Source organism: Merdimonas faecis, from assembly GCF_001754075.1.
In the GTDB taxonomy this organism is placed as follows: domain Bacteria; phylum Bacillota; class Clostridia; order Lachnospirales; family Lachnospiraceae; genus Merdimonas; species Merdimonas faecis.
In genome coordinates this window covers 327,560-348,400 of sequence record NZ_MIEH01000018.1, presented here as the reverse complement: position 1 = coordinate 348,400, position 20,841 = coordinate 327,560, and the positions used below count along the sequence as shown (strand labels likewise).

Below are 20,841 nucleotides of genomic sequence, written 5' to 3'. Positions count from 1 at the left end.
ACTTTTTGCAAAAGTGTACGTCCCCTATTGTCAAAAAGGAGCATAATTATGCATAAGGCAATCTATACTGTAGATGAGGATCTTAGTGGAGTTACTTACCTTATTTTCTTTGCGATTCTATGGTATTCTTTCCTCTTGAGAGTGACAATCACGTCTGGTTTCCAAACCAGAATCTTGTTATTTTATGCGGCTGGTATTTTAGTTTTATACCAAATTGTAAGACGATTTCAAAAGGCATTTTATTATCGAAGATTTCATCGGCAGTGTATGCAGGAAAGTACTCCTCTTAAGGGGCGTATCCTGAACATTGTACGGGAATATTACGACGACTACTATGAGGACAGTGATGGGCGCAGACGCAGACGTCAGACATTTTATTTTATGATCATCGAAGTCGTGGATCCGCAGACAGGCGCTGTGCAGACGATTAAAAGCGATCCCTACCGTATTCCTCTTCAAAAATATATTGGTTCGCCCTATGTGCAGGTTTATACAGACCGCACTGGATGGAAGCATGTGGTTGACGGTTTTCAGCTGAAGGAAAAGAGAAGCGATCCGGATATACCCTTGGAGAATTCGAATGTGTATCTGAAAGATTTTAATGAACCAACAATTTTTATTAAAATCATTACCGGGATTATTTTTATCTTATTCTTTTTACAGATATTTTTCAGATAAGATGGAGAAAGGAGTGTATTTTTTGTACCGTTCAAAATCAACAGTTTCAGACTTTTGTTTTATCGGGATCATGGCTGCTGTGACGGCAGTTATGGCTCAGATATCTATTCCAATGCCTATGGGAGTACCTATGACCATGCAGACCTTTGCAGTCACCCTGGCCGGGATCATCCTCGGTTCCAGGCGAGGAGCACTGTCTATGCTGGTTTATCTTCTGATCGGCGTGGTTGGTGTTCCTGTGTTTTCGAACTTTACCGGAGGGCTTCCCAGTCTGGTAGGGCCAACTGGTGGATTTTTGGTGTCCTTTCCGATTATGGCTTATCTGATTGGTCTGGGGATCGAATTTAAGAATCGGCTGCTGTTTGTATTGCTTCTAATTCTGGGAACACTTTCCAATTACGTTATAGGTGTTCTGTTTTATACTGTTATTACCGGAAGCTCTGTTATTGCAGGTATTACAGCCTGTGTTCTGCCTTTTATACCAACAGCAGTTTTAAAGGCTATACTAGCGTCCATATTAGGCATCCAGGTAAAGCAGCGTATCAGCCTGGCTCTGCAGACATCCCAAAACCATTAAAGAAAAGGAGAAAAAATTTTATGCAGCTGGCATTTATTACAGCACTTGGAGTAGGCGGTGCGACGATCATAGGAGTACTGCTTGGCTTTTTATTTCAAAAAATACCGCATGAATTTAATGATGTAGTTCTGGGATTTGCCGCCGGGGTCATGTTTGCCGCGGCCGTGATCGGACTCATCATACCGTCGCTAAATGAAGGCAATATCTGGGTCACGCTGGCTGGTATCCTGTCAGGAGCCATATTTCTAAATCTGGTGGACCGCCTGACGCCTCATCTCCATCATATTACAGGTATGGACCAGGAGGCTCATTCAGAAAAGCAAAGTCAGTTAAACCGCGTCATGCTGTTTGTACTGGCAATTGCAATCCATAATCTTCCAGAAGGAATCGCCGCTGGTGTTGGCTTTGGCAATGAGAATATCAGCAATGCAATCACGGTTGCTGTTGGAATCGCATTACAGAACATCCCGGAGGGGATGGTGATCGTATCACCGTTGATTATCGCCGGTGTACCTAAGCTTCGCGTCTTTTTTATTGCCAGCTTCACCGGAGTCATAGAGATCATCGGCACCATGGTAGGATTTGGAGCTGTTAGTGTTGCGACTGCAATCCTGCCATTTGCTCTGGCGTTTGCAGGTGGAACTATGATTTATGTTGTCAGCGACGAAATGATCCCTGAGACTCACAGCCATGGCTATGAGCGGCAGGCTACTTACGCCTTGATCTTTGGATTTATGACGATGCTTTTAATGGATCATTATATCGGATAAGGTGGAAGAATGAAAATTACGGTTATCAGTGTAGGAAAAATAAAAGAAAAGTATTTAAAAGACGCCATTGCAGAATACAGCAAGCGCCTTGGCCGCTACTGTAAGCTGGAGATCATTGAGGTACAGGATGAAAAAACTCCGGATCAGGCAAGCGAGACAGTGGAAAAGCAGATCCGGGATAAGGAGGCGGAACGGATCCTGAAATATATCAGGGACGACATGTATGTGATTACACTGGAGATTGGAGGAAAGATGCTGTCTTCTGAAGAACTGGCGGATAAGATCAACAGTCTGGGTATCCAGGGGAAAAGCCATCTTGCTTTCGTAATCGGCGGATCCATCGGCCTGGGAAGGAAGGTCTTAGTGCGCTCAGACTATGCTTTAAGCTTTTCCAGGATGACGTTCCCGCATCAGCTGATGCGGGTGATACTGCTGGAACAGGTGTACCGTGGATACCGGATTATCAATGGAGAGCCGTATCATAAGTAAGGGAGTAGCGGAAGAGAGTGGACATATGATGTTCCGCTCTCTTTTTGTATGAGCGAAAATAAAATGACAGAGTAGTAAACGAATGATATAATGAAGAAAAGTGAAAATGAAAAATTAGGATTTAAGGAGGAATACTTATGGAGCGTTTTAAAAAGATTTATCAGCAAGGCACGATTGATGTAATAGAAATTTGGGTTGATACACAAACAGGTGTAAACTATGTTTTCCACAGAAATGGAAATGCAGCAGGATTTACGCCGTTACTTGATAAAGAGGGCAAACCAGTAGTAAGTCAATAGTGCTACAAATCCGAATTTGAAAGTATCGTTGGTGGGATATAATATAATCAAAAAATAGCATATAAGCCAGAAGGAATGATAATATGATGTATCCTTTTATGACATTAAACGATGAAACGGAAATTGTTCATTCCGATATGCAGGATGATGGAAGAGTAAAAGTGTATATCGAAAAACAGGATGAACAATACGGTTTTAAACATGCAGCATGCTGGCTTCCGCATTATACGTGGGAGGATATCTACCATTTTTCAAAAGAAGAGATTGAGCAGTTTGAAGAAATAATAAGATCAACTGCTCATCTTATTATTGAATTCTCTAAGGAAGGGGGATTTGAAAATGCCTCAAATATTGAAGCATCCAAAGTGTTTGGAAAGGGAGTGGACAGATGATGTTCTGCTCTCTTTTTTGTATATGCAAGAAAGAAAATGACAGGGAAATAAACAAATGGTATAATGAAGAAAAGATCGGGCGACAGATTGAAATTTGTGTGGGAGGTAGAGTATTCATGGGAAAAATCTTTTTGTTTATGCTCTATATTGTTTTTGCATTTATTTTAGGGATTTTATCAGTTGTATTAAAGAAAAAGCATACTCAATTTCCTGATTTTAGGGTAGGATACCACAATAAAAAGATAATGGAAAATAAAGAAAATTGGGACTATGCAAATAATGTTGCGGGGAACTTATGTGTCTTGTTTGCGGTTATCGGTATTATTGTTTCCGTAATTTTATATCTGCTTAAAGCAAATATGAATACAACAATAATAATATTCTTTATATACACTATAACTGCAATATTAGCCATTTTGGTGTTGACAGTAAAGTTAATAAAAAAATAACTACTATTCTCTGCAATAAAACTAAAGTCAAATTGATAAATCCTAATTATCTATACATAATATGATGTCTAAGCTATAATAAAGTTAATCATATGTAAGATTAAAGAAGTGAGCTGTTAAGGTGGAGGTATATGTATGCCAGAAATTGCTTTGTTTTATGGAATAAGGATTACTATGTATTATGATGACCATAATCCACCTCACTTTCATGTGGAGTATAATGGAAAAAAGGCTTTGATCGATATAAATGATGTCTGTGTTTTGCAGGGAGCATTGCCATCAAGGCAATTGAAACTTGTGTTGGCATGGTGTGTGATCCATCAGGATGAATTAATGCAAAACTGGGAACTTGCAAAAGATGGGAAACCGTTAAACAGAATCAATCCTTTGGTTTAAATATGAAGGAGGCGCTGTAATGTTAGAATATATTCCAACTGTTGTTCAGGTAATACCGTATGAAGATTATACTGTTGATGTATATTTTGATGATGGGAAAATTGTATGTTGCCATGCAGAAAAAGATTTGGCTCCTAATATTTTTGATCGAATAAAGGCGTATCATATTTTTATGAATAAATGTATGGTTTTAAATGGAACATTGGCATGGGATGTGGCTGGAGGAAGAAATGTAAACGAGTGCATTGATATCGATCCTTTATATTTGCACGAGTTGAAAAAAAGTAAAGAACGAATAGTATAGAATATTAAATATATAAACCGCACTTGGATACGTTATGGAGAGCCATATCATAAATAAGTGCGGTTTTTTCGCATTTGGGTGTGATTTGGTGTGAAGTAATGAATCATGTGGAGTATTTAGAAGGGAGTGGGCAGATGATGTTACGCTCCTTTTCGTATGGATAAGAAAGACAATGACAGGGAAATAAACGAATGGTATAATGAAGTAAAACTAGGCTGACAGATTGGAATTTACGGAGGAGATATTGTATGTTGGATAGTAAAAGGATAAAGGAAATAATGTTTGCGTTAGGTGCAGATTTGTGTGGTATAGCAAGTATAGATAGGTTTGATAATGCACCGAAAGGCTATCATCCTTTAGATGTACTTCCGACTTGCAAATCGGTAATTTCTTTTGGTTGCAGATTTCCAGTAGGAACACTTAATTGTAAGTCTAATATTCCATATACAAGGGTAAGAAATTCTATTACGGCAAAAATGGATGCGATAGCTCTGGATTTTTGTATTGAAATGGAAAAGAACCAGATAGTATGTGTTCCTATTCCTACAAATGAAAGCCAATGGGATAAAAATACTAACAGATGGCGTTCTATTGTTTCGCAAAAACATATAGCTCAAGCGGCGGGTTTGGGAACAATAGGGAGGCATTCTTTGTTAATAACGCCAGAGTTTGGAAGTATGGTCTGGTTAGGAGCAGTGTTATGCGAACAGAATCTTGAGCCTGATAAAATGAAAGAACCCCTTTGTAATAATTGTAACTTATGTGTTGATATTTGTCCTGTAAATGCTTTAGAAAATCCAGAAATAAAACAGCAATCCTGTTGGGATTTTGCATTTGGAGATGATGAAGAAGAGCAGGTTTGGAGAATTGCTTGTCATAAGTGTAGAGACATTTGTCCGTATAATCTAGGCAGTCAAAATTCGATTCTAAGGAAGAATACCTAAAGAAAATCCTAATTTCTAAGGGAGATGACTTTGTGAAAAAACTAAGTGAAGATGCTGAAAAAATAATGTCGGAACGATTTGGAAAAGATACCATTATTGCATTGGCAACAGTAGAGAATGAGGTGCCTTTTGTACGTTATGTAAATGCTTATTATGAGAATGGTGCATTTTATATTATTACATATGCACTTTCAAATAAAATGAAGCATATAGAAAGCAACTCTACTGTTGCAATAGCTGGTGAATGGCTCACAGCACATGGAAAGAGTATCAATTTGGGATATTTCGGGAAAGAGGAAAATCGTTGGATTGCCGAGAAATTAAAAAAAGTATTTTCTGAGTGGATCGACAATGGACATAATAATTTCAATGATGAGAATACTATAATTCTATGCGTAGAATTAACTGACGGACTGTTACTTTCACATGGAACAAGGTATGAGTTTTAACTTTCACTTTGAAGAAGATAATTTTGATGAATTTGCTGATAAACTGAAAGAATGTGATGTTGAATATGTCCACCCGATTGTAGAACATTCATGGGGACAGCGTGTTGTTCGTTTCTATGATCCAGATAAACATATTATCGAAGTTGGTGAGAACATGAAAATAGTATGCAAGCGTTTTTTTAATAGTGGAATGACACCAGAACAAGTAGCAGAACGTATGGGCGTACCCATGAAATTTGTCAATGCCTGTATGCGATAAATTCATATTTCATAAACTAGACAAAAAAAGAATTTTGTGAAGGATGATATGAAATGAACCATGATCAAAGATTTTCTGATAAGGCAATCAATTATTTGGAGAGAGTGAAAAAAGTCAGTTTATTTATTGCGATGAGCCTTGATGGATATATTGCGGACAGCAAAGGCGGTGTCAGTTGGCTGACGGGGCAGGGTGATGACAGTGAAAATATTGATTCTTATTCTGAATTTGTAAAGGATATAGATACAATCTTAATGGGACGAAACACGTATCATCAACTTATCACCGAGCTTTCTCCGGATGTGTGGGTATATGACGATTTTATAACTTATGTGATTACGCGTGAAGAGAACGTTTCTTCTGACAAAATTATCTTTGCCAACGAAAATCCTGGTGATTTAATAAAAAAACTAAAGGAACAAGGCGGAAAAGGAATATGGGTTTGCGGTGGAGCTGATATTGTTCAGCAGTTAGTAAACGAGAATTTGATTGATATTTACTATATTACTGTAATTCCAACCATTTTAGGTTCTGGTATCCGGCTTTTTGAAAATGGAACAGATGAAATTAAATTAAAATTGCTTCATACGCAAAATTATAATGGTATGATAGATTTAATTTATACACGAAGATAATTTGATGTATCCATGAGAGAAAAGATTTCACCAACAAAAAATGACATCTATGCATACAGTGAAATCTGGATTCCGGTCATAAAAAGATAACAGCGTACTGTATAAATGCAGTATGCTAGTTTTACTAAGGAGAAGATACCGTAATGCACGAAAATGAAAAGATACAGTTGTTCGAGAGAGCTCCCATTCCCAGGGCGGTGGCAAAGCTTGCTGTTCCGATGATCTTCAGCTCTCTTGTCATGGTGCTTTACAACATGGCGGACACCTATTTTGTAGGAATGATGAATGATCCGGTGGAGAATGCGGCGGTATCTCTTGCCTCGCCGGTGCTGCTGGCATTTAATGCGGTAAATAATCTCTTCGGTGTAGGCACATCCAGTATGATGAGCCGGGCACTGGGAAGAAAAGACTATAAGACGGTGTCGGAGAGCTCGGCTTTTGGCTTTTATTGTTCTCTTATAAGCGGCGTTATCTTCGGACTACTGTGCGGTCTGCTGAACAGCCCGCTTCTGACGCTTATCGGGGCAGATAAGACGACCTGGTCGGCAACGCAGGGATATATGTTCTGGGCAGTATATCTGGGGGCTGCGCCTGCCATCCTCAATGTGGTCATGGCTTATCTGGTGCGTTCCGAGGGTGCGGCGATGCATGCCAGCATCGGGACGATGAGTGGCTGTTTCCTCAATATTATCTTAGACCCGGTCTTCATACTTCCGTGGGGGCTGAACATGGGAGCGGCAGGCGCAGGCCTTGCCACATTCCTTTCTAACTGTATGGCGTGCCTGTATTTCTTCGTACTTCTCTATGTGAAGAGGGGAAATACATTTGTCTGTATCGATCCGAGAAAGTTCCGTCTGAAAAAGAGGATTATTATTGAAGTGTGCGGTGTCGGTATTCCGGCGTCGATCCAGAATCTCCTGAATGTGACGGGCATGACGATACTCAATAACTTTACGTCTGTCTACGGCGCAGACGCGGTCGCAGCAATGGGGATTGCGTACAAAGTCTACATGGTCCCGATGCAGGTGGCACTCGGTTTCTCGCAGGGAATCATGCCTCTGGTAAGTTATACATTTGCCGCGGGGCGGATCAGGAGAATGAAGGATACGATCATGTTTGCCCTGAAACTTATCGTGCCGGTACTGGCGGTGGTGACGATCGGATATTACGCAGGAGCGGATGCACTCATCGGCCTGTTTATGAAAAATGAGACGATCATAGAGTACGGATCGGCGTTCCTGAGAGGGTTCTGTCTGGGTATTGTATTCTTAAGTATTGATTTTCTGGCAGTCGGTGTGTTCCAGGCATTGGGACTTGGTAGGTACGCGCTTATATTTGCGATTATGAGAAAAGTCGTACTGGAGATCCCTGCTTTGATCGTACTGAACCGGCTGTTCCCGCTCTACGGACTTGCCTATGCGCAGTTTGTGGCGGAACTGATCTTGAGCATCTGTGCTGTTGTGATGCTGAGGCATATCTTTAAAAAGTACGGAGAGAAAAAGAATGGTAATAAAAAAGACCGGACAGTAGATTGGAATTTGATCAGGAGGAAAGGAAAATGGCAATAGATAACATTTTAAGTATGATATAACAGAGAATTGTGAGCATTTTTTGAATACCGTTCAGGACCAGATTGGACAGTACGGAATAAAAATAGAAGCACATATTAGTTAAAAAATCATGATTTGAAAGGAGCGTTTCATATGGATTTTCCTTTTTATGATGCACCTAATACAGCCACGATAATCTGCTACCATATTATAGACGATAACGAACCCATTTTATATGTATCACATGATGAAGATGATGGAATGTGGCAATTTTTGTGTGGCTCAAGGCATGATACAGATGAAGCGAGAGTGGTATCTCTAAAAGAAGTGTTCGATTTAGACAATTCTGTCGGTGTTCTTAAAGACATGCCATGTGGTTATTATGCAGAAAGAAGAACACAAAATGATAATTGGCTTGTAAAGAAGCGATAAATCCTGGTTTACGGAGGACACTATGAAAGAATATACCTACGTTACTTTAAGACAAAAGCCGGAATTAAAAGAAAAAGCGGCTGCATGGTTTCATGACAAATGGAAAGTGCCGCAAGAGGCATATCTTGAGTGTATGGAAGCCTATCTCAATTATGAAACAGAATACGGTTGGTATCTTTGTTTAAACAGCGAGTGCATTGTAGGCGGTCTTGGCGTGATTGAAAATGATTTTCATGACAGGAAGGACCTTAAACCAAATGTATGTGCGGTATATACGGAAAAGGAATATCGTTGCCAAGGGATCGCGGGACAACTGCTGGATATAGTTGTAAAAGATATGAAGTCTAAAGGAATTACTCCTATCTATTTGATTACAGATCATGAGAGTTTTTATGAAAGATACGGCTGGGAATTTTTGTGTATGGTTCAAGGGGACAATGAGCCTGATATGACAAGAATGTATATTCACAGATAAATTATCATTTGCGAAGGAGTAAGAGGTGCGCCAGTGTTGAACAGGAATTAGGTTATAAGTTACCAGCCTCTTATATTTGTTTGACGAAGCAACATAACGGAGGTATTCCTGTCAATAAAACAGCGTGTTCTGGGAAGTATATGAATTGGCTCTGCTCTGTTTTCTGAAAAGAGATTTTGAAGAGGGGAAAGAATATTTTGATCGTTTTCTACAGAGACTTAAAGCTTCCTTTTATGCAGGAGAACTGTATATCGGATGGCGTGAAGAATTCTACAATCACTGTATTCAACATCTTTGCCCCGAACTGAAGTCTGAAGACAGTGCATACAAAATGGTATGGGAAATGATTGCACGCAGAAGGGATTTCTTTTCCAGCAAACCTTCATATATGAAATTAAAGAAAGAATTTGGATGGTCAAGTGAGTGCTCCAGGCTGGAATGCTAGGAGAAATCACCCAAGGGGGGACTATAAGGTGAAAGTTACAGGGACAAAGGGATACGTGCAGGTCGAAGATGATAACGGAAACATTGCAAGGTTTGACGGGGAAGTCTGCCTTGGAAGCTTTTATGCATACGCCGATTCTGTCCGGTGGATCCGACATGCGGGAAAGGCAACGGATCAGGACAGGCTTGATCTGATCTATCAGGCTACCCGCTATGGAAAGAACTGCGGTGAAAAAGTACTCTTTTTTGATGATGACGGTAAAGTCCTGTTTGAAACAGAACTGGGACTGAAAACGGAAGTATACTGGTCAAAGTCCTATCTTGTTATTGTAGCCGTGGCAGTTTTCACCCTTGTTTTCCCGGTGGTGCTGATTACAGTGCTGGATCTTGTAAGTCTGATGTTTTCTATAGTATCTGCCAGTGTATCTGTTCTGCTTGCCAGCCCGTTTCTTGTCTGGGCATTTCAGATATGGAGGTTCCGGGTAACTGCTGAAGGCGCCATTGTAACTGTCAGACCCACAGCAGGAAGAAAATATACCTTCTCTGCGGATGAAGTGACCAGGATCATCCGGAAGACGAAGACAGATTCCGGTTGGGAGATGATAAAAAAGGTCACAATTTATACAGAAACCAGACATGTGTCATTAAATGACAATATGACTGGAATCGAGGATATGGACGCATATTTTCTGCGGCATACCGATCCGGATAAAATCATTACAAAGATATGAAAGTGACAGGAGGGTTGACCAAAATGAAGATTTGCGATTACGATATTCGAGAGAGAAAAAGCAAAAAAGAAACATAAATAGATTAGGAGGATTTTATGAAAGTAGGAATTTTAGGCTGTGGAGCCATGGCGGAGACATTCGCCGATACGTTAAGACAGATGGAAGAGACTGAGTGTTATGCGGCAGCTTCGCGTACTTTAAAACGCGCAGAAGAATTTGCGCGAGAATACGGATTTGAAAAGGCTTATGGGAGCTACGAAAAACTGTGTGAAGATCCAGAAGTTGAGCTGATCTATATTGCAACACCTCATTCCTGTCATTTCGACAATATGGAACTGTGTATCCGGCATAAAAAACCGGTACTGTGTGAGAAGGCATTTACTCTGAATGCAGAGGAGGCCGAGCGGATCAAAGAGCTTGCGAAACAGGAGCAGGTCTTTGTTGCTGAGGCGATCTGGACAAGATATATGCCGTCCAGGAATATGATCCAGGAAATTATCGACAGTGGGATCATCGGCGATATCTCTGTATTGACGGCTAATCTTTCCTATCCTATCACTCATAAAGAGCGCATCATGAGACCCGAACTGGCAGGGGGAGCGCTTTTGGATATCGGCGTATATGGGCTTAACTTTGCACTGATGCATTTCGGAACAGATATTGAAAGGATCGAGTCGTCTGTCCGTATGACAGATACAGGGGTAGATGCAATGGAATCTATCACTATTTTTTACCGCGGCGGACGTATGGCGGTGCTGACTCATGATATCTACAGCAGGTCAGACCGAAAGGGCATTTTCTATGGCGAAAAAGGCTACATTATTGTAGAAAACATTAATAATCCTCAGAGCATCTCTGTTTATGACACACAAGACAGGCTTCTTAAGAGGATAGATGTGCCAGAACAGATCAGCGGATATGAATATGAAGTGCTGGAATGTATAAATGCTGTCCGTTCCGGGGAGAAAGAGAGCAGTTCCATGCCTCTTGCCGACAGCATTGAAGTTATGAAGATTATGGATGAGTTACGCGAACAGTGGGGCCTTATTTATCCGCAGGAAAAAGAGCAGTAGAAATGAATATAAAAACAATGATTAAAAATAAAACTGAAGAATTGTTGATAAATGAATTTTGCTGTAGTTCAGACGAACTAAACGGAAAATCAACGGTATTTTCTATTAACTTCAACGCAAAACAGCCATATATTAAAATACTAGCCTATAGAAATTGCGTTGTGGTTTGCACATCAGAAGATTTACATTCTAAAGTGCAGGAACTTTTATTAAACAAGAACAGGGATGAAATTTTTGAACTTCCATTGGTTTATGGACAGACAATTCATTATGTTCCTGATAACGGCTGTATAGATGATATGTCAGATTCATTGAAATATGAGTGCGAATGTCTTTTTTACAGAGATATTTTATCACTTGACGGGGTGACAGGTTTTGAAAATTCATTAGCCTTTCATGAAAATGGCTCTACATCAACGAAAGCTGTCTGTATTGCAAAGGATAAGAATAAAATTATCGGAGTAGCAGGAGCTGCGGAATCATCAATAAATGGAGTGTGGGAGATTGGGATAGATGTAAGAGAAGAATATAGGAATGCCCGATTAGGGACCTATTTAGTGAAGCGGTTAACCAAAGAATTGCTGGCACGAAATATCATTCCTTTTTATTCTGCCTCTGTAACGAATATTGGTTCACAGATGGTCGCAAGTCGATGTGGTTACATCCCGTTCTGGGTCGATACCTTTGGAACTATTCTTGATGGAAGTTCAATATATAATGACATAACGAAGGATTTATCCTCAAAGTTTACTGGATGAAACAAGTTAAAATGTTAATCTGCGTTGCTTGCAGCAATGAGCGGACCCCCCGTACAATGATGGCAATAACAGACAGAGGAGGTTATTCCGCATGTTAAGTGAAAACATTAAATCAATCAGAAAATCAAAAGGACTATCCCAGGAAGAACTTGCTATTAAGCTGAATGTTGTACGTCAGACAATCTCTAAATGGGAGCACGGGTTATCAGTTCCCGATTCTGATATGCTGATTTCCATATCGGAAGTACTTGAAACGCCCGTAAGCACTTTGCTTGGAGAAACTATTATCGAGCCGAAAACAGATGATTTAAAAGAACTATCTGAAAAACTGGAGATGATAAATCTGCAGTTCGCACAGAGAAAAATCACAAGACGGAAAATACTTCATTGGCTGCTGATTTCATTATGCATAATTATTGTGATAATTTTTGCAGTTTTAGCAGTATTAAATAGTCCTTACTTAGGATGGGACTATAGTGACCCGGAAACCGCCGTTTTGGGAGTGGCCTTTCACGCATTTGAATGGCTGTTCGCCAGATTAGCGCCGGTGATCCTTATAACGGCGGCCATTGGGATTTTCCTGATCAGGAGACACATGCCGTAAAACCAAACTTTGCAGAGAATTATGGGTATAAACTGCTGGAACTGTCCCTGCCACGGATCCAGGTTTGACTATAACTTCAATTTTACGGAGCAGACAAATCAGTGGTCTGCTCTTTTTTTATATCCACGAGAAAGAAAATGACAGGGAAATCATTGGATGATATAATGGACAAAGAAGGGGGCATAGAGACGATATGCGTACAGAAAATGAAATGTTTCTTTTACTTATCCTGAGGATTACGAGCATGGCTTTCTAAAATATATGGAAATCGTAGGGGCAGGAGAGTACTTCCATGCCGGTTACGGAATATGATATGGAGGGTTATATGAACAACGAAAAAGTATACAAGATGGAGTTCTCCAAAATTTATCCTCTTTTAGTAAACAAAGCTGTCAAAAAGGGACGTTCGAAGGAAGAGGTGGATGAGGTTATCTGCTGGCTTACCGGGTATCATCCGGAGGACCTGGAACGGATGGCTGAAACATCCATAAATTACGAAGATTTCTTTCATAACGCCCCGAAAATGAACGAAAACCGAAAACTGATCAAAGGTGTTGTCTGCGGAGTTCGTGTAGAAGATATCGAGGATCCTCTCATGCAGGAAATCCGTTATTTGGATAAACTTGTAGATGAGCTGGCAAAAGGAAAGAAAATGGAGAAGATATTGCGGGCAAATTGAAAATTGAAAGGAGAACTTGAATGGAACGTCTGATCATATATGGCAGTCAATATGGAACGACGAAGCGCTATGCACAAAGATTTTCCGAGATGACAGGGATTCCTTCTCTGAGTTATGAAGCAGCAAACGATCTGACAGATTGCAGGCTTCTTGTATACTTCGGCGGTCTATATGCGGGAGGCCTAAAAGGATTCAGGCATATTGCAAAGCTGCTGCCAGAAGATATGAAGCTCATTCTTGTCACGGTAGGCCTGGCTGATGTGAATGACCAGAAAAATATAAATAATATCCGGAATTCTCTGAAGACGCAGGTGCCTGAAACGCTTTTGAGCAATGCACAGATTTTTCATCTACGAGGCGGCATTGATTACGAAAAGCTAAGTTTTAAACATCGGACCATGATGACACTGTTATATCACAAGGTCAAGAATCTCCCGGAGGAAAAAAAGACGGCAGAGGACCGGGCTATGATAGAAACCTTTAATTCTAAAGTGGACTTTGTTGATTATCATTCGCTGGATCAAATTATAGAAGCGATCCGGTAGATTTAGGGACTATAATACATTATATATGGATTATACATAAGGAGTAAGTTTTAGATGGATGCAAGATTTATCATTCTTCTTATCATGTCTGCGCTGTTGCTAGGCTGGGTCATTTTCTGTGGAATCCAGTTTTTCCGGCACAGCAAAGAGCTCATCGTATATGCGGATTTTATCGGGCATGTGAAATGTGAAAAATGCGGGACTCTTTACGATGTAAACGCTGCGCAGTTCACGGAATCACATATGTCAAAATCAGTAAGTACGTCAAAAACACAGTTCAAGAACGGCGCATTTATCAATCGTCCTCAGTATCGGTATTTTGCCAAAAAATTTTACTGCCCCTGCTGCGGTAAAAAGAGATATGCACAGGTATTGAACATCAATGAAATCAATAGCCAGATGTTAAAACCGACATTAAGGGCGGGCGTCCGATGGCTCATTTTCATGTTTGTAGGAGGTGTTTTGATCCTGGCTGTTTCAAGTATTCCCATGTTTTTTGCAAACAGGGCTGCACAGCAAAAGGCTGATGAATTAAGGCAGGAGCGTTACGAAGAGTTTAAGGAAAGATACTTTTAGGTGAAGATGTGGCAACGGGAGGTACTATGAGGTATTACAGTGAAGATCTCCAGCGTCTCCAGCAGGAGATCCTGGAAAAGAAAAGAACAAAAGCAAAGCTTTCTGACCTGCAGATTCAACAGGCGGAGTTAAAAGAACGGACTGCAAAGCTTGAAAAACTGATGGTAAAAGAGCAAAAGGATGTAGACCGGCTGAACCGCGGAAGTCTGTCAGCTTTCTTTTACAGAGCATCCGGACAAATGGAAGAAAAGCTGTCAAAGGAAGAGGCGGAAGCCTATGCTGCCAGAGTCAAGTATGAAACAGCCAGAAGTGAGCTTTGGGCTGTCGATGAAGACATTGCCGCGTGTCTGCGGGAAATTGAGGGACTGCCAGAATGTGAAGAGCGGTATCAGTCTCTGCTGAAAAGCAGGACAGAGCAAGTCAAAAATTCCGGTGCGCCAGAGGCAGAACAGCTCATGCGGATGGAAAAACGTCTCTCCTTTCTGAAAAGTCAGAATCAGGAAATCGAAGAAGCACTCACGGCAGGAGAGCAGGCACTTCAGGCCACAGAAGAGATCCTGGAGCATCTGGAGGGAGCCAAAAGCTGGGGAACTATTGACATGCTGGGCGGAGGGATTATCAGTGATGTGGTAAAATACGATCATCTGGACCAGGTACAGGAACAGGCCACCACGCTTCAGAATTCTCTTCGCAGCTTCCGGACAGAGCTTGCCGACGTAACGGATAAAATTTCGGGGAATATACAGGCAGAGATCGGAGAATTCCTTCATTTTGCGGACTATTTTTTCGATAGCTTGTTTACTGACTGGATGGTCTATAATAAAATTGCAGAATCTCAAAATAAAACTTTGCACACAAAGAAACAAATCCAGGACATCCTGGACCGTCTGAGACGGATGCAGACTGAGCTCTGTCAGGAAAGTGAGTCTTTGCAGAGGGAACGGGAACAAGTTGTTATCAATTATGCAGAAGAGCGTTTAGAAAAATAGGGCAGGAAGAAGGGAACAAAGATGAAAGCAGTTGTATATCAGGGAAATGGGAAAATCGGAATTGAGGAGCGCCCAAGGCCAGTAATCCTGGATGAGCGGGATGTCATTTTGGAGGTCACATTGACCACGATCTGTTCCAGTGATATCCATATCAAACACGGAGCGGTCCCAAAAGCAGTTCCGGGAACGATCCTGGGCCATGAATTTGTAGGAAAGGTGATCGAGACGGGAAATGCTGTAAAGAAGGTAAAGCCCGGTGACCGTGTATCCGTAAATGTAGAGACCTTCTGCGGAGAATGTTTTTTCTGCAAGAGAGGCTCTGTCAATAACTGTACTGATAAAAACGGAGGCTGGGCTCTCGGATGTCGGATCGACGGAGGCCAGGCAGAATATGTACGGATTCCCTTCGCAGACAACGGACTTACCATTATCCCGGATCATGTGACAGATGAACAGGCATTGTTTCATGGAGACATCCTTTCAACCGGATACTGGGCGGCAAAGATCGGAGAACTGAATCCTGCCGACACAGTGGCCGTAATCGGCGCCGGCCCGACAGGACTTTGCACCATGCTGTGTGCGCGTCTCTATACTCCGACCAGAATCATTGCCATCGACACGGATGAATACAGGCTTAGACTGGCAAAAGAAAAGGGGCTTGCAGACCTGACGCTGGTTCCTGGCAAGGATAAGATAGAGGAAGAAATCCGTGAGCTGACAGAAGGACGTGGAGCTGATACTGTATTCGAGGTGGCTGGTGGTGATACTACCTTTGAAATGGCCTGGCAGATTGCAAGGCCCGGCGCCATTGTCGTCATCGTGGCTATGTACGAAGAGCCTCAGATCCTTCCACTGCCGGATATGTATGGAAAGAACCTGATCTTTAAGACAGGCGGCGTGGATGGAAGCTTTTGTCAGGAAATGATGGATCTGACCGCCTGTGGAAAGCTGGATGCAGAATTTCTCATCACTCACCGCTGCAGGCTGGATCAGATCCTGGAAGCATATGATGTGTTTGAACAGAAAAAAGATCATGTTATCAAATATGCTATAAAACCTTAAGATTATTCATAGATACCATTAACGGTAACCGTGAATACGGCTTCTTTGCCATTTAGCTCTTCAACTCCGTAATCTTCCGGGAAGGTAACGGTAACCTCCAGGGTGTTGCCAGGATGCGCGCCGATCAGCTGATCTTCAAAATCATCGATATAAGATCCTGATCCGATCACCAGATCCGTGCCGGCTCCATTGGTATTTCCACCGCTGAATTCTTCGCCGTCTACTGTTCCGACGTAGTCAATATTTACTGTGTCTCCGTCCTCTACCGTCAAAGCTGTGTCGGTAGAGTAGGAGGCGCCGGTGTCTGTGGTGTCTCCTGTGTCGTTTGACGACGTGTCTTCCGTTGCCTGATCCTCCGATGATTCGCTGTCGCCGGAAGAAGACATGGCAGAAAAAATAATTACAGCCGCAAGGATCACAACAGCCAAAATCGGGATTCCGATCAGAAGCGCTTTTTTCAGTTTCCTCCGCCGTTCCTTTTGTACGCCGTTCTTTCGCCCTTCGTTCCTGGGCTAATTTTCGATTTTCTTTTTTCATCGATTTTATTCCTCATTTCCATCAAAATATCGCTTCTATTCTACTGGAAAAATATGATGAAATTGTGTTTTTTCAAAGGCAACTTGCAATACGATATATTTTATGCTACCATGAGGAAAGTATAAGCAAGGGAGGTGGCTTGATGTCGGCTATTCGCTAACAAAAAAGGACAATGATTTTTTCTCATCTTAAACTGTTACGATGGGTTTTTTTGTTGTACCTGTTTGCGGATAGGATCATCAGGCTGGCTTCTGAATATGGGCGGGTTTCTTTCGGGTTTCTTTTTGGTACGCCTAAAATCATACAAGGAAAACAGTCAAAGCGGATTTTAAAGGTAAAAAGGTATGCGGACAACTCAGAAGTAATGGGTTGTCCTTTTTTGTTCTTTCAATACGTGAAATTTAGAAAAAGAACATTTTGGAGGAGAAAGATCATGAAAGAAAAGAATCAAATATACAAATGCCCAGTCTGCGGCTATCTGCTGTCCGAAATATCGTCTGAAATCCCGGATCATTGTCCAGGCTGCCTTTCAGGGATCCATGAAACCGACGCAGAAGGTGAAGTATGCGGAGGGATGCTGGAGCCTGTAGGCATATGGGTAAAAGGAGACGAAAGCTTTGAGATCATCCAGCGGTGCAGACTGTGCGGAGAGATGACATCCGTAGAGATGACAGAAAAAGACAGCCGGATCAAGGTACTGTCCATTGCCTCAAAGCCCCTGTCATCCCCTCCGTTTCCCGTGGAGAGGCTGGAGGAACTAACCAGGATCATGGGCGGCAGCGGTGAGCTGCCTAAATAAATCAAAGCTTCATAGATAGATGAAGAAAAAAGGAGGAAATAAAATTGAACCGAGAAAAGAAAAAACGAAAATATGATAAAAAGTATTTCCGTACCCATCCCTGTACAGATTCATTTACCTGTAAGATCTGTGGATGGCCGGTCGTATCAGCAGGGGCGGGGAGCCGCCACAGGAACCATTGTCCCAACTGCCTGCACAGTATCCATCTGGATAATGAGCCAGGTGACCGCAGTTCGGACTGCCGCGGGCGGATGGAGCCCATCGGCGTCTGGGTACGGAAAAACGGCGAATGGGCAATCATCCACAGATGCCGTTCCTGCGGAAAGATCGTATCAAACCGCATTGCTGCCGACGATAATCCGATGAAGCTCATGGCTCTTGCCATGCGCCCCTTTGGAAGTCATATGATCTCACCGGAAGACATCCGGGCAATGACAAGTTCCATGGAAGGCCGGATCTAATATTTAAAAGATAGAGAAGGGGCTGCATCCGAAGATGTAAAATAATGGCTGTCAGAACATTGCAGTAGATGAAGGATATATATTATACTTGCAGTAGAGAAATTTATTTTATAGAAAATCCAGGGAGGGATTCTTTTATGAATGAAGCATCGTTACGATTTTTTGACAGCCAGCCGGATGCACTGCCTCTTTACGAAATGCTGGAGGCACGTATTCTGAATGAGATACCGGACGTAACCATTAAGGTACAGAAGACTCAGATTTCTTTTTATAACCGCCATCTCTTTGCCTGCGTTTCCTTTGCAAAAGTACGAAAGGCAAAGGATCGCCCTGACGTATATATCGTAGTGACCATCGGTACACAGACACGTATTGATTCTCCCAGGATTGATGTGGCTACCGAGCCATACCCGAACCGGTGGACTCACCATATTCTGATATCAGAGCCAGAAGAGATCGACGATGAATTGATGGGGTGGATTCATAGGGCCGCAGAATTCTCTGCACAGAAATAAAACTGACACGGGCATTATTGTTGTCAATGTCTATATACCAAAATTTAAATTGTCAAAAAGTATTATCTGTATTATAATACATAATACAGATAATACTTTTTTATGCTAAGGGAGGCGGTTTTATGATCATTTCTCTGGATACGAGCAGCGACATTCCAATCTATGTACAGCTTCGCAACCAGATTGTCACTGGTATCGGAAAAGGAGAGCTATGTGTTGGCGAAACACTTCCTTCTGTCAGGCAGATGGCCGCAGACGCAGGGATCAATTCCATGACAGTCAATAAAACCTATCAGATTCTAAAAGCTGAAGGATTCATCGAGATTGACAGAAGAAAAGGTGCCAGGATCCTTCCGGTACAACAGACTGAACAGCGGTATCGAGAAAAACTGGAATCTGAGCTGGAGCTTCTGTCAGCAGAAGCCTGTCTGAAGGGAATGAAAAAGGATGAATTCCTAAATATCTGCGAGCAGATGTTCGGACGTATGCAGCCAGTGGAAAGTGAGGGGTAAACATGGATTGGGTTTTGTTCTTTATATTTTTAGGCACGGATCTTCTGATCGTGCTTCTTTGCTGGTATTCTTACGGGAAATCAGGAGAATACAAAGAAGGAATGGTTCATGGAGTCCATATCCCGTGGACATGCCTTTCCCGTCCTGATGTACAAGGAATCTGCCAGAAGGCAAAAAAGACCTGGAAGCTTTTTCAATGGATCAACCTGGTTGTAAGTCTGCTGATAAGTCTGCTCTGCCTGTATGACTTTACAGTATTCATTATTGTCTGGTCTGTCTGGCTGCTCCTGTATATTGCCGGAGACTATTATCTGATCCTTGCGCCACACCGAAAGATGTACCGGCTGAAAATGGAAAACGGGTGGCTTCATGAGAAAAGCAAAAAGATTGTCCGGATCGACACCGTTGTTTCCGCCGCGTCCGATAAGCTGGCTCTTCGCTGGCAATGGCATCTTCCTGCTCTGATTCTTGCCTGCGGGGGTGCATATCTCCTTCGTCTGGCAGATACAGAACACGCCGTGACTTCAGAAGAAGCGTTTCCTTTCTGGATCATGTATGCCTCCAGTCTTGGAATCTCAGTTTTGTTTCTGATTCTCCATGTAGGGATCCTTCGGCATCCGAATAAGGTTTACAGTGACCAGACGGAAATTAATCTGGCTGCAAACCGCCTGACAAAGCACTCCTGGAGCGTGAGCCTTCTGTCTGCGTCCTGGCTGAACGTCATTTCGTTCCTTTATCTGGCGGTCTGTTATTTCAGACACGGCCCCTCTATGCCGGGAATGAACTATGCCGTTTATTTTGTGCTGATCATTTCTGCCGCAGTATTCTTTCTACTGCCTCTGGGACGTTCAGTCAAAAAACGGCGGGAGGTTCTGGCCGCGGATCCGTCACCTCTCTTCATTGATGATGACGAGTATTGGAAAAACGGCTGGTATTCCAATCCAAATGACCCGCATATCTTGGTCCAGGACCGCTTTAATAGCATAAATTTTTCTTTTAATTTCGCACATACAGGAGTAAAAGTGTTTGTCGGCGCTCTTTGTGCACTGACGGCGGCGATCATTCTTTGGACTGTAAGCCTTGTGTCAGGCTTTGAAAATGCCCAAGTTGTATTTACCAGGGAAGACGGCGTCTATTCCTTTGAAGCCGCCGGATATGGATGTGAATTTACCCGCGACGATATCTTATCTGTAACGCTGACAGATAAGATGCCGGACGACAAATTTACCCGGACTAACGGCGGAAGCGGCAAGGACTACCAGATCGGACATTTCCGCGGAAAAGAAACCGGAAAATGTATGATGTTTTTAACAGGCGACTACACAGATATTCTAAAAATAGAATTAAAGGATATGACTGTTTTTGCCAGTTGTCCGGAAGGAAAAACGGTAGAATCCTGGTACCAGGAATTAGAAAATGAGTCCTGACAAGAGCCCGGATCTGTGATAAAATATAATT

Annotated in this window: 31 protein-coding genes and 1 pseudogene; 31 read left to right on the top strand and 1 reads right to left on the bottom strand. The window is 42.1% G+C overall.

All coding sequences use genetic code 11. The features are described from left to right. Positions 1–267 precede the first annotated feature (267 nt). From BKD12_RS10495 to BKD12_RS10370, 26 genes and pseudogenes are all read left to right on the top strand, one after another. Entirely contained in the window at positions 268–678 is a 411-nt protein-coding gene (locus BKD12_RS10495) for a hypothetical protein (RefSeq protein WP_070089263.1), read from the top strand. A gap of 13 nt (positions 679–691) precedes the next feature. After that, the gene (locus BKD12_RS10490) at positions 692–1,255 is read left to right on the top strand and encodes a biotin transporter BioY (RefSeq protein WP_408606955.1); all 564 of its coding nucleotides are present in this window, start codon (positions 692–694) and stop codon (positions 1,253–1,255) included. A gap of 20 nt (positions 1,256–1,275) precedes the next feature. Then, a complete protein-coding gene (locus BKD12_RS10485; protein ID WP_070089262.1) occupies positions 1,276–2,025 on the top strand; it encodes a ZIP family metal transporter in 750 nt (249 codons plus the stop codon). 9 nt (positions 2,026–2,034) lie between these two features. Further along, positions 2,035–2,514, top strand: a complete 480-nt coding sequence (gene rlmH / locus BKD12_RS10480) for a 23S rRNA (pseudouridine(1915)-N(3))-methyltransferase RlmH (protein WP_070089261.1) — start codon at positions 2,035–2,037, stop codon at positions 2,512–2,514. Positions 2,515–2,651: 137 nt separating this feature from the next. Then, a complete protein-coding gene (locus BKD12_RS10475; protein WP_070089260.1) occupies positions 2,652–2,813 on the top strand; it encodes a DUF6440 family protein in 162 nt (53 codons plus the stop codon). A 98-nt stretch (positions 2,814–2,911) separates the two neighbouring features. Further along, positions 2,912–3,205 carry a hypothetical protein gene (locus BKD12_RS10470; RefSeq protein ID WP_330385588.1) on the top strand — a complete coding sequence of 98 codons (294 nt, stop codon included), beginning with the start codon at positions 2,912–2,914 and terminating at the stop codon, positions 3,203–3,205. A gap of 116 nt (positions 3,206–3,321) precedes the next feature. Beyond that, positions 3,322–3,654, top strand: a complete 333-nt coding sequence (locus tag BKD12_RS10465; RefSeq protein WP_176730954.1) for an SdpI family protein — start codon at positions 3,322–3,324, stop codon at positions 3,652–3,654. 135 nt (positions 3,655–3,789) lie between these two features. Further along, positions 3,790–4,050, top strand: a complete 261-nt coding sequence (locus BKD12_RS10460) for a DUF4160 domain-containing protein (protein WP_070089257.1) — start codon at positions 3,790–3,792, stop codon at positions 4,048–4,050. Between the two features lie 19 nt (positions 4,051–4,069). Further along, on the top strand, positions 4,070–4,354 hold the full coding sequence (locus tag BKD12_RS10455; RefSeq protein WP_070089256.1) for a DUF2442 domain-containing protein: 285 nt from the start codon (positions 4,070–4,072) through the stop codon (positions 4,352–4,354). A 248-nt stretch (positions 4,355–4,602) separates the two neighbouring features. Then, positions 4,603–5,298 carry a 4Fe-4S binding protein gene (locus BKD12_RS10450; RefSeq protein WP_070089255.1) on the top strand — a complete coding sequence of 232 codons (696 nt, stop codon included), beginning with the start codon at positions 4,603–4,605 and terminating at the stop codon, positions 5,296–5,298. A 32-nt stretch (positions 5,299–5,330) separates the two neighbouring features. Next, entirely contained in the window at positions 5,331–5,747 is a 417-nt protein-coding gene (locus BKD12_RS10445; RefSeq protein WP_070089254.1) for a pyridoxamine 5'-phosphate oxidase family protein, read from the top strand. Beyond that, the gene (locus BKD12_RS10440) at positions 5,725–6,006 is read left to right on the top strand and encodes a VOC family protein (protein ID WP_330385587.1); all 282 of its coding nucleotides are present in this window, start codon (positions 5,725–5,727) and stop codon (positions 6,004–6,006) included. The genes BKD12_RS10445 and BKD12_RS10440 overlap by 23 nt, the downstream gene beginning before the upstream one ends. A gap of 104 nt (positions 6,007–6,110) precedes the next feature. Beyond that, positions 6,111–6,641 (top strand): dihydrofolate reductase family protein, encoded by a 531-nt coding sequence (locus BKD12_RS10435; RefSeq protein ID WP_070089489.1) that lies wholly within the window; start codon positions 6,111–6,113, stop codon positions 6,639–6,641. A 143-nt stretch (positions 6,642–6,784) separates the two neighbouring features. Beyond that, a complete protein-coding gene (locus tag BKD12_RS10430) occupies positions 6,785–8,209 on the top strand; it encodes an MATE family efflux transporter (protein WP_070089253.1) in 1,425 nt (474 codons plus the stop codon). A 135-nt stretch (positions 8,210–8,344) separates the two neighbouring features. Further along, positions 8,345–8,623 carry a hypothetical protein gene (locus BKD12_RS10425; RefSeq protein WP_070089252.1) on the top strand — a complete coding sequence of 93 codons (279 nt, stop codon included), beginning with the start codon at positions 8,345–8,347 and terminating at the stop codon, positions 8,621–8,623. Positions 8,624–8,645: 22 nt separating this feature from the next. Further along, positions 8,646–9,098: a GNAT family N-acetyltransferase gene (locus tag BKD12_RS10420; protein ID WP_070089251.1), complete on the top strand. Its 453-nt coding sequence runs from the start codon at positions 8,646–8,648 to the stop codon at positions 9,096–9,098. Between the two features lie 29 nt (positions 9,099–9,127). Continuing rightward, positions 9,128–9,214: pseudogene (locus BKD12_RS17620) on the top strand (SMI1/KNR4 family protein); the annotation flags it as partial. A 357-nt stretch (positions 9,215–9,571) separates the two neighbouring features. Continuing rightward, positions 9,572–10,273 carry a hypothetical protein gene (locus tag BKD12_RS10410; RefSeq protein WP_070089249.1) on the top strand — a complete coding sequence of 234 codons (702 nt, stop codon included), beginning with the start codon at positions 9,572–9,574 and terminating at the stop codon, positions 10,271–10,273. Between the two features lie 95 nt (positions 10,274–10,368). Further along, positions 10,369–11,346, top strand: coding sequence for a Gfo/Idh/MocA family protein (locus BKD12_RS10405; protein ID WP_070089248.1), 978 nt, complete (start codon positions 10,369–10,371; stop codon positions 11,344–11,346). Positions 11,347–11,348: 2 nt separating this feature from the next. Then, positions 11,349–12,104, top strand: coding sequence for a GNAT family N-acetyltransferase (locus BKD12_RS10400; protein WP_070089247.1), 756 nt, complete (start codon positions 11,349–11,351; stop codon positions 12,102–12,104). Between the two features lie 91 nt (positions 12,105–12,195). Further along, on the top strand, positions 12,196–12,708 hold the full coding sequence (locus BKD12_RS10395; protein ID WP_070089246.1) for a helix-turn-helix domain-containing protein: 513 nt from the start codon (positions 12,196–12,198) through the stop codon (positions 12,706–12,708). A 325-nt stretch (positions 12,709–13,033) separates the two neighbouring features. Beyond that, positions 13,034–13,387, top strand: coding sequence for a DUF2200 domain-containing protein (locus BKD12_RS10390; RefSeq protein WP_070089488.1), 354 nt, complete (start codon positions 13,034–13,036; stop codon positions 13,385–13,387). 20 nt (positions 13,388–13,407) lie between these two features. After that, on the top strand, positions 13,408–13,932 hold the full coding sequence (locus tag BKD12_RS10385) for a flavodoxin domain-containing protein (protein ID WP_070089245.1): 525 nt from the start codon (positions 13,408–13,410) through the stop codon (positions 13,930–13,932). Positions 13,933–13,986: 54 nt separating this feature from the next. Continuing rightward, positions 13,987–14,508 (top strand): hypothetical protein, encoded by a 522-nt coding sequence (locus BKD12_RS10380; protein WP_070089244.1) that lies wholly within the window; start codon positions 13,987–13,989, stop codon positions 14,506–14,508. A 26-nt stretch (positions 14,509–14,534) separates the two neighbouring features. After that, the gene (locus tag BKD12_RS10375) at positions 14,535–15,497 is read left to right on the top strand and encodes a coiled-coil domain-containing protein (protein WP_070089243.1); all 963 of its coding nucleotides are present in this window, start codon (positions 14,535–14,537) and stop codon (positions 15,495–15,497) included. A 21-nt stretch (positions 15,498–15,518) separates the two neighbouring features. Continuing rightward, positions 15,519–16,559: an alcohol dehydrogenase gene (locus BKD12_RS10370; protein WP_070089242.1), complete on the top strand. Its 1,041-nt coding sequence runs from the start codon at positions 15,519–15,521 to the stop codon at positions 16,557–16,559. A 2-nt stretch (positions 16,560–16,561) separates the two neighbouring features. Here the strand turns inward: BKD12_RS10370 and BKD12_RS10365 are convergent, their stop codons facing one another. Continuing rightward, positions 16,562–16,978, bottom strand: a complete 417-nt coding sequence (locus BKD12_RS10365) for an FKBP-type peptidyl-prolyl cis-trans isomerase (protein WP_242872761.1) — start codon at positions 16,976–16,978, stop codon at positions 16,562–16,564. A 551-nt stretch (positions 16,979–17,529) separates the two neighbouring features. Here BKD12_RS10365 and BKD12_RS16960 point away from each other — a divergent pair. The 5 genes from BKD12_RS16960 to BKD12_RS10340 all read left to right on the top strand — a co-directional run bounded on the left by BKD12_RS16960 (position 17,530) and on the right by BKD12_RS10340 (position 20,810). Next, the gene (locus BKD12_RS16960) at positions 17,530–17,895 is read left to right on the top strand and encodes an RNHCP domain-containing protein (protein ID WP_070089241.1); all 366 of its coding nucleotides are present in this window, start codon (positions 17,530–17,532) and stop codon (positions 17,893–17,895) included. A gap of 44 nt (positions 17,896–17,939) precedes the next feature. Then, a complete protein-coding gene (locus BKD12_RS10355) occupies positions 17,940–18,356 on the top strand; it encodes an RNHCP domain-containing protein (protein WP_070089240.1) in 417 nt (138 codons plus the stop codon). Between the two features lie 137 nt (positions 18,357–18,493). After that, positions 18,494–18,871 carry a DUF5655 domain-containing protein gene (locus BKD12_RS10350; RefSeq protein ID WP_070089239.1) on the top strand — a complete coding sequence of 126 codons (378 nt, stop codon included), beginning with the start codon at positions 18,494–18,496 and terminating at the stop codon, positions 18,869–18,871. A 122-nt stretch (positions 18,872–18,993) separates the two neighbouring features. Beyond that, a complete protein-coding gene (locus BKD12_RS10345) occupies positions 18,994–19,383 on the top strand; it encodes a GntR family transcriptional regulator (protein WP_070089238.1) in 390 nt (129 codons plus the stop codon). A 2-nt stretch (positions 19,384–19,385) separates the two neighbouring features. After that, positions 19,386–20,810 (top strand): hypothetical protein, encoded by a 1,425-nt coding sequence (locus BKD12_RS10340; protein ID WP_070089237.1) that lies wholly within the window; start codon positions 19,386–19,388, stop codon positions 20,808–20,810. The last annotated feature ends 31 nt before the right edge of the window (positions 20,811–20,841 follow it).

Excerpts from the sequence above, each read along its gene's own strand:
- BKD12_RS10395 (WP_070089246.1), top strand. The coding sequence starts at position 12,196 with ATGTTAAGTGAAAACATTAAATCAATCAGAAAATCAAAAGGACTATCC.
- BKD12_RS10450 (WP_070089255.1), top strand. The coding sequence starts at position 4,603 with ATGTTGGATAGTAAAAGGATAAAGGAAATAATGTTTGCGTTAGGTGCA.
- BKD12_RS10475 (WP_070089260.1), top strand. The coding sequence starts at position 2,652 with ATGGAGCGTTTTAAAAAGATTTATCAGCAAGGCACGATTGATGTAATA.
- BKD12_RS10375 (WP_070089243.1), top strand. The coding sequence starts at position 14,535 with ATGAGGTATTACAGTGAAGATCTCCAGCGTCTCCAGCAGGAGATCCTG.
- BKD12_RS16960 (WP_070089241.1), top strand. The coding sequence starts at position 17,530 with ATGAAAGAAAAGAATCAAATATACAAATGCCCAGTCTGCGGCTATCTG.
- BKD12_RS10420 (WP_070089251.1), top strand. The coding sequence starts at position 8,646 with ATGAAAGAATATACCTACGTTACTTTAAGACAAAAGCCGGAATTAAAA.
- BKD12_RS10485 (WP_070089262.1), top strand. The coding sequence starts at position 1,276 with ATGCAGCTGGCATTTATTACAGCACTTGGAGTAGGCGGTGCGACGATC.
- BKD12_RS10380 (WP_070089244.1), top strand. The coding sequence starts at position 13,987 with ATGGATGCAAGATTTATCATTCTTCTTATCATGTCTGCGCTGTTGCTA.
- BKD12_RS10400 (WP_070089247.1), top strand. The coding sequence starts at position 11,349 with ATGAATATAAAAACAATGATTAAAAATAAAACTGAAGAATTGTTGATA.
- BKD12_RS10460 (WP_070089257.1), top strand. The coding sequence starts at position 3,790 with ATGCCAGAAATTGCTTTGTTTTATGGAATAAGGATTACTATGTATTAT.
- BKD12_RS10430 (WP_070089253.1), top strand. The coding sequence starts at position 6,785 with ATGCACGAAAATGAAAAGATACAGTTGTTCGAGAGAGCTCCCATTCCC.
- BKD12_RS10370 (WP_070089242.1), top strand. The coding sequence starts at position 15,519 with ATGAAAGCAGTTGTATATCAGGGAAATGGGAAAATCGGAATTGAGGAG.
- BKD12_RS10470 (WP_330385588.1), top strand. The coding sequence starts at position 2,912 with ATGACATTAAACGATGAAACGGAAATTGTTCATTCCGATATGCAGGAT.
- BKD12_RS10345 (WP_070089238.1), top strand. The coding sequence starts at position 18,994 with ATGATCATTTCTCTGGATACGAGCAGCGACATTCCAATCTATGTACAG.
- rlmH (WP_070089261.1), top strand. The coding sequence starts at position 2,035 with ATGAAAATTACGGTTATCAGTGTAGGAAAAATAAAAGAAAAGTATTTA.
- BKD12_RS10385 (WP_070089245.1), top strand. The coding sequence starts at position 13,408 with ATGGAACGTCTGATCATATATGGCAGTCAATATGGAACGACGAAGCGC.
- BKD12_RS10455 (WP_070089256.1), top strand. The coding sequence starts at position 4,070 with ATGTTAGAATATATTCCAACTGTTGTTCAGGTAATACCGTATGAAGAT.
- BKD12_RS10340 (WP_070089237.1), top strand. The coding sequence starts at position 19,386 with ATGGATTGGGTTTTGTTCTTTATATTTTTAGGCACGGATCTTCTGATC.
- BKD12_RS10495 (WP_070089263.1), top strand. The coding sequence starts at position 268 with ATGCAGGAAAGTACTCCTCTTAAGGGGCGTATCCTGAACATTGTACGG.
- BKD12_RS10390 (WP_070089488.1), top strand. The coding sequence starts at position 13,034 with ATGAACAACGAAAAAGTATACAAGATGGAGTTCTCCAAAATTTATCCT.
- BKD12_RS10405 (WP_070089248.1), top strand. The coding sequence starts at position 10,369 with ATGAAAGTAGGAATTTTAGGCTGTGGAGCCATGGCGGAGACATTCGCC.
- BKD12_RS10465 (WP_176730954.1), top strand. The coding sequence starts at position 3,322 with ATGGGAAAAATCTTTTTGTTTATGCTCTATATTGTTTTTGCATTTATT.
- BKD12_RS10350 (WP_070089239.1), top strand. The coding sequence starts at position 18,494 with ATGAATGAAGCATCGTTACGATTTTTTGACAGCCAGCCGGATGCACTG.
- BKD12_RS10440 (WP_330385587.1), top strand. The coding sequence starts at position 5,725 with ATGGAACAAGGTATGAGTTTTAACTTTCACTTTGAAGAAGATAATTTT.
- BKD12_RS10425 (WP_070089252.1), top strand. The coding sequence starts at position 8,345 with ATGGATTTTCCTTTTTATGATGCACCTAATACAGCCACGATAATCTGC.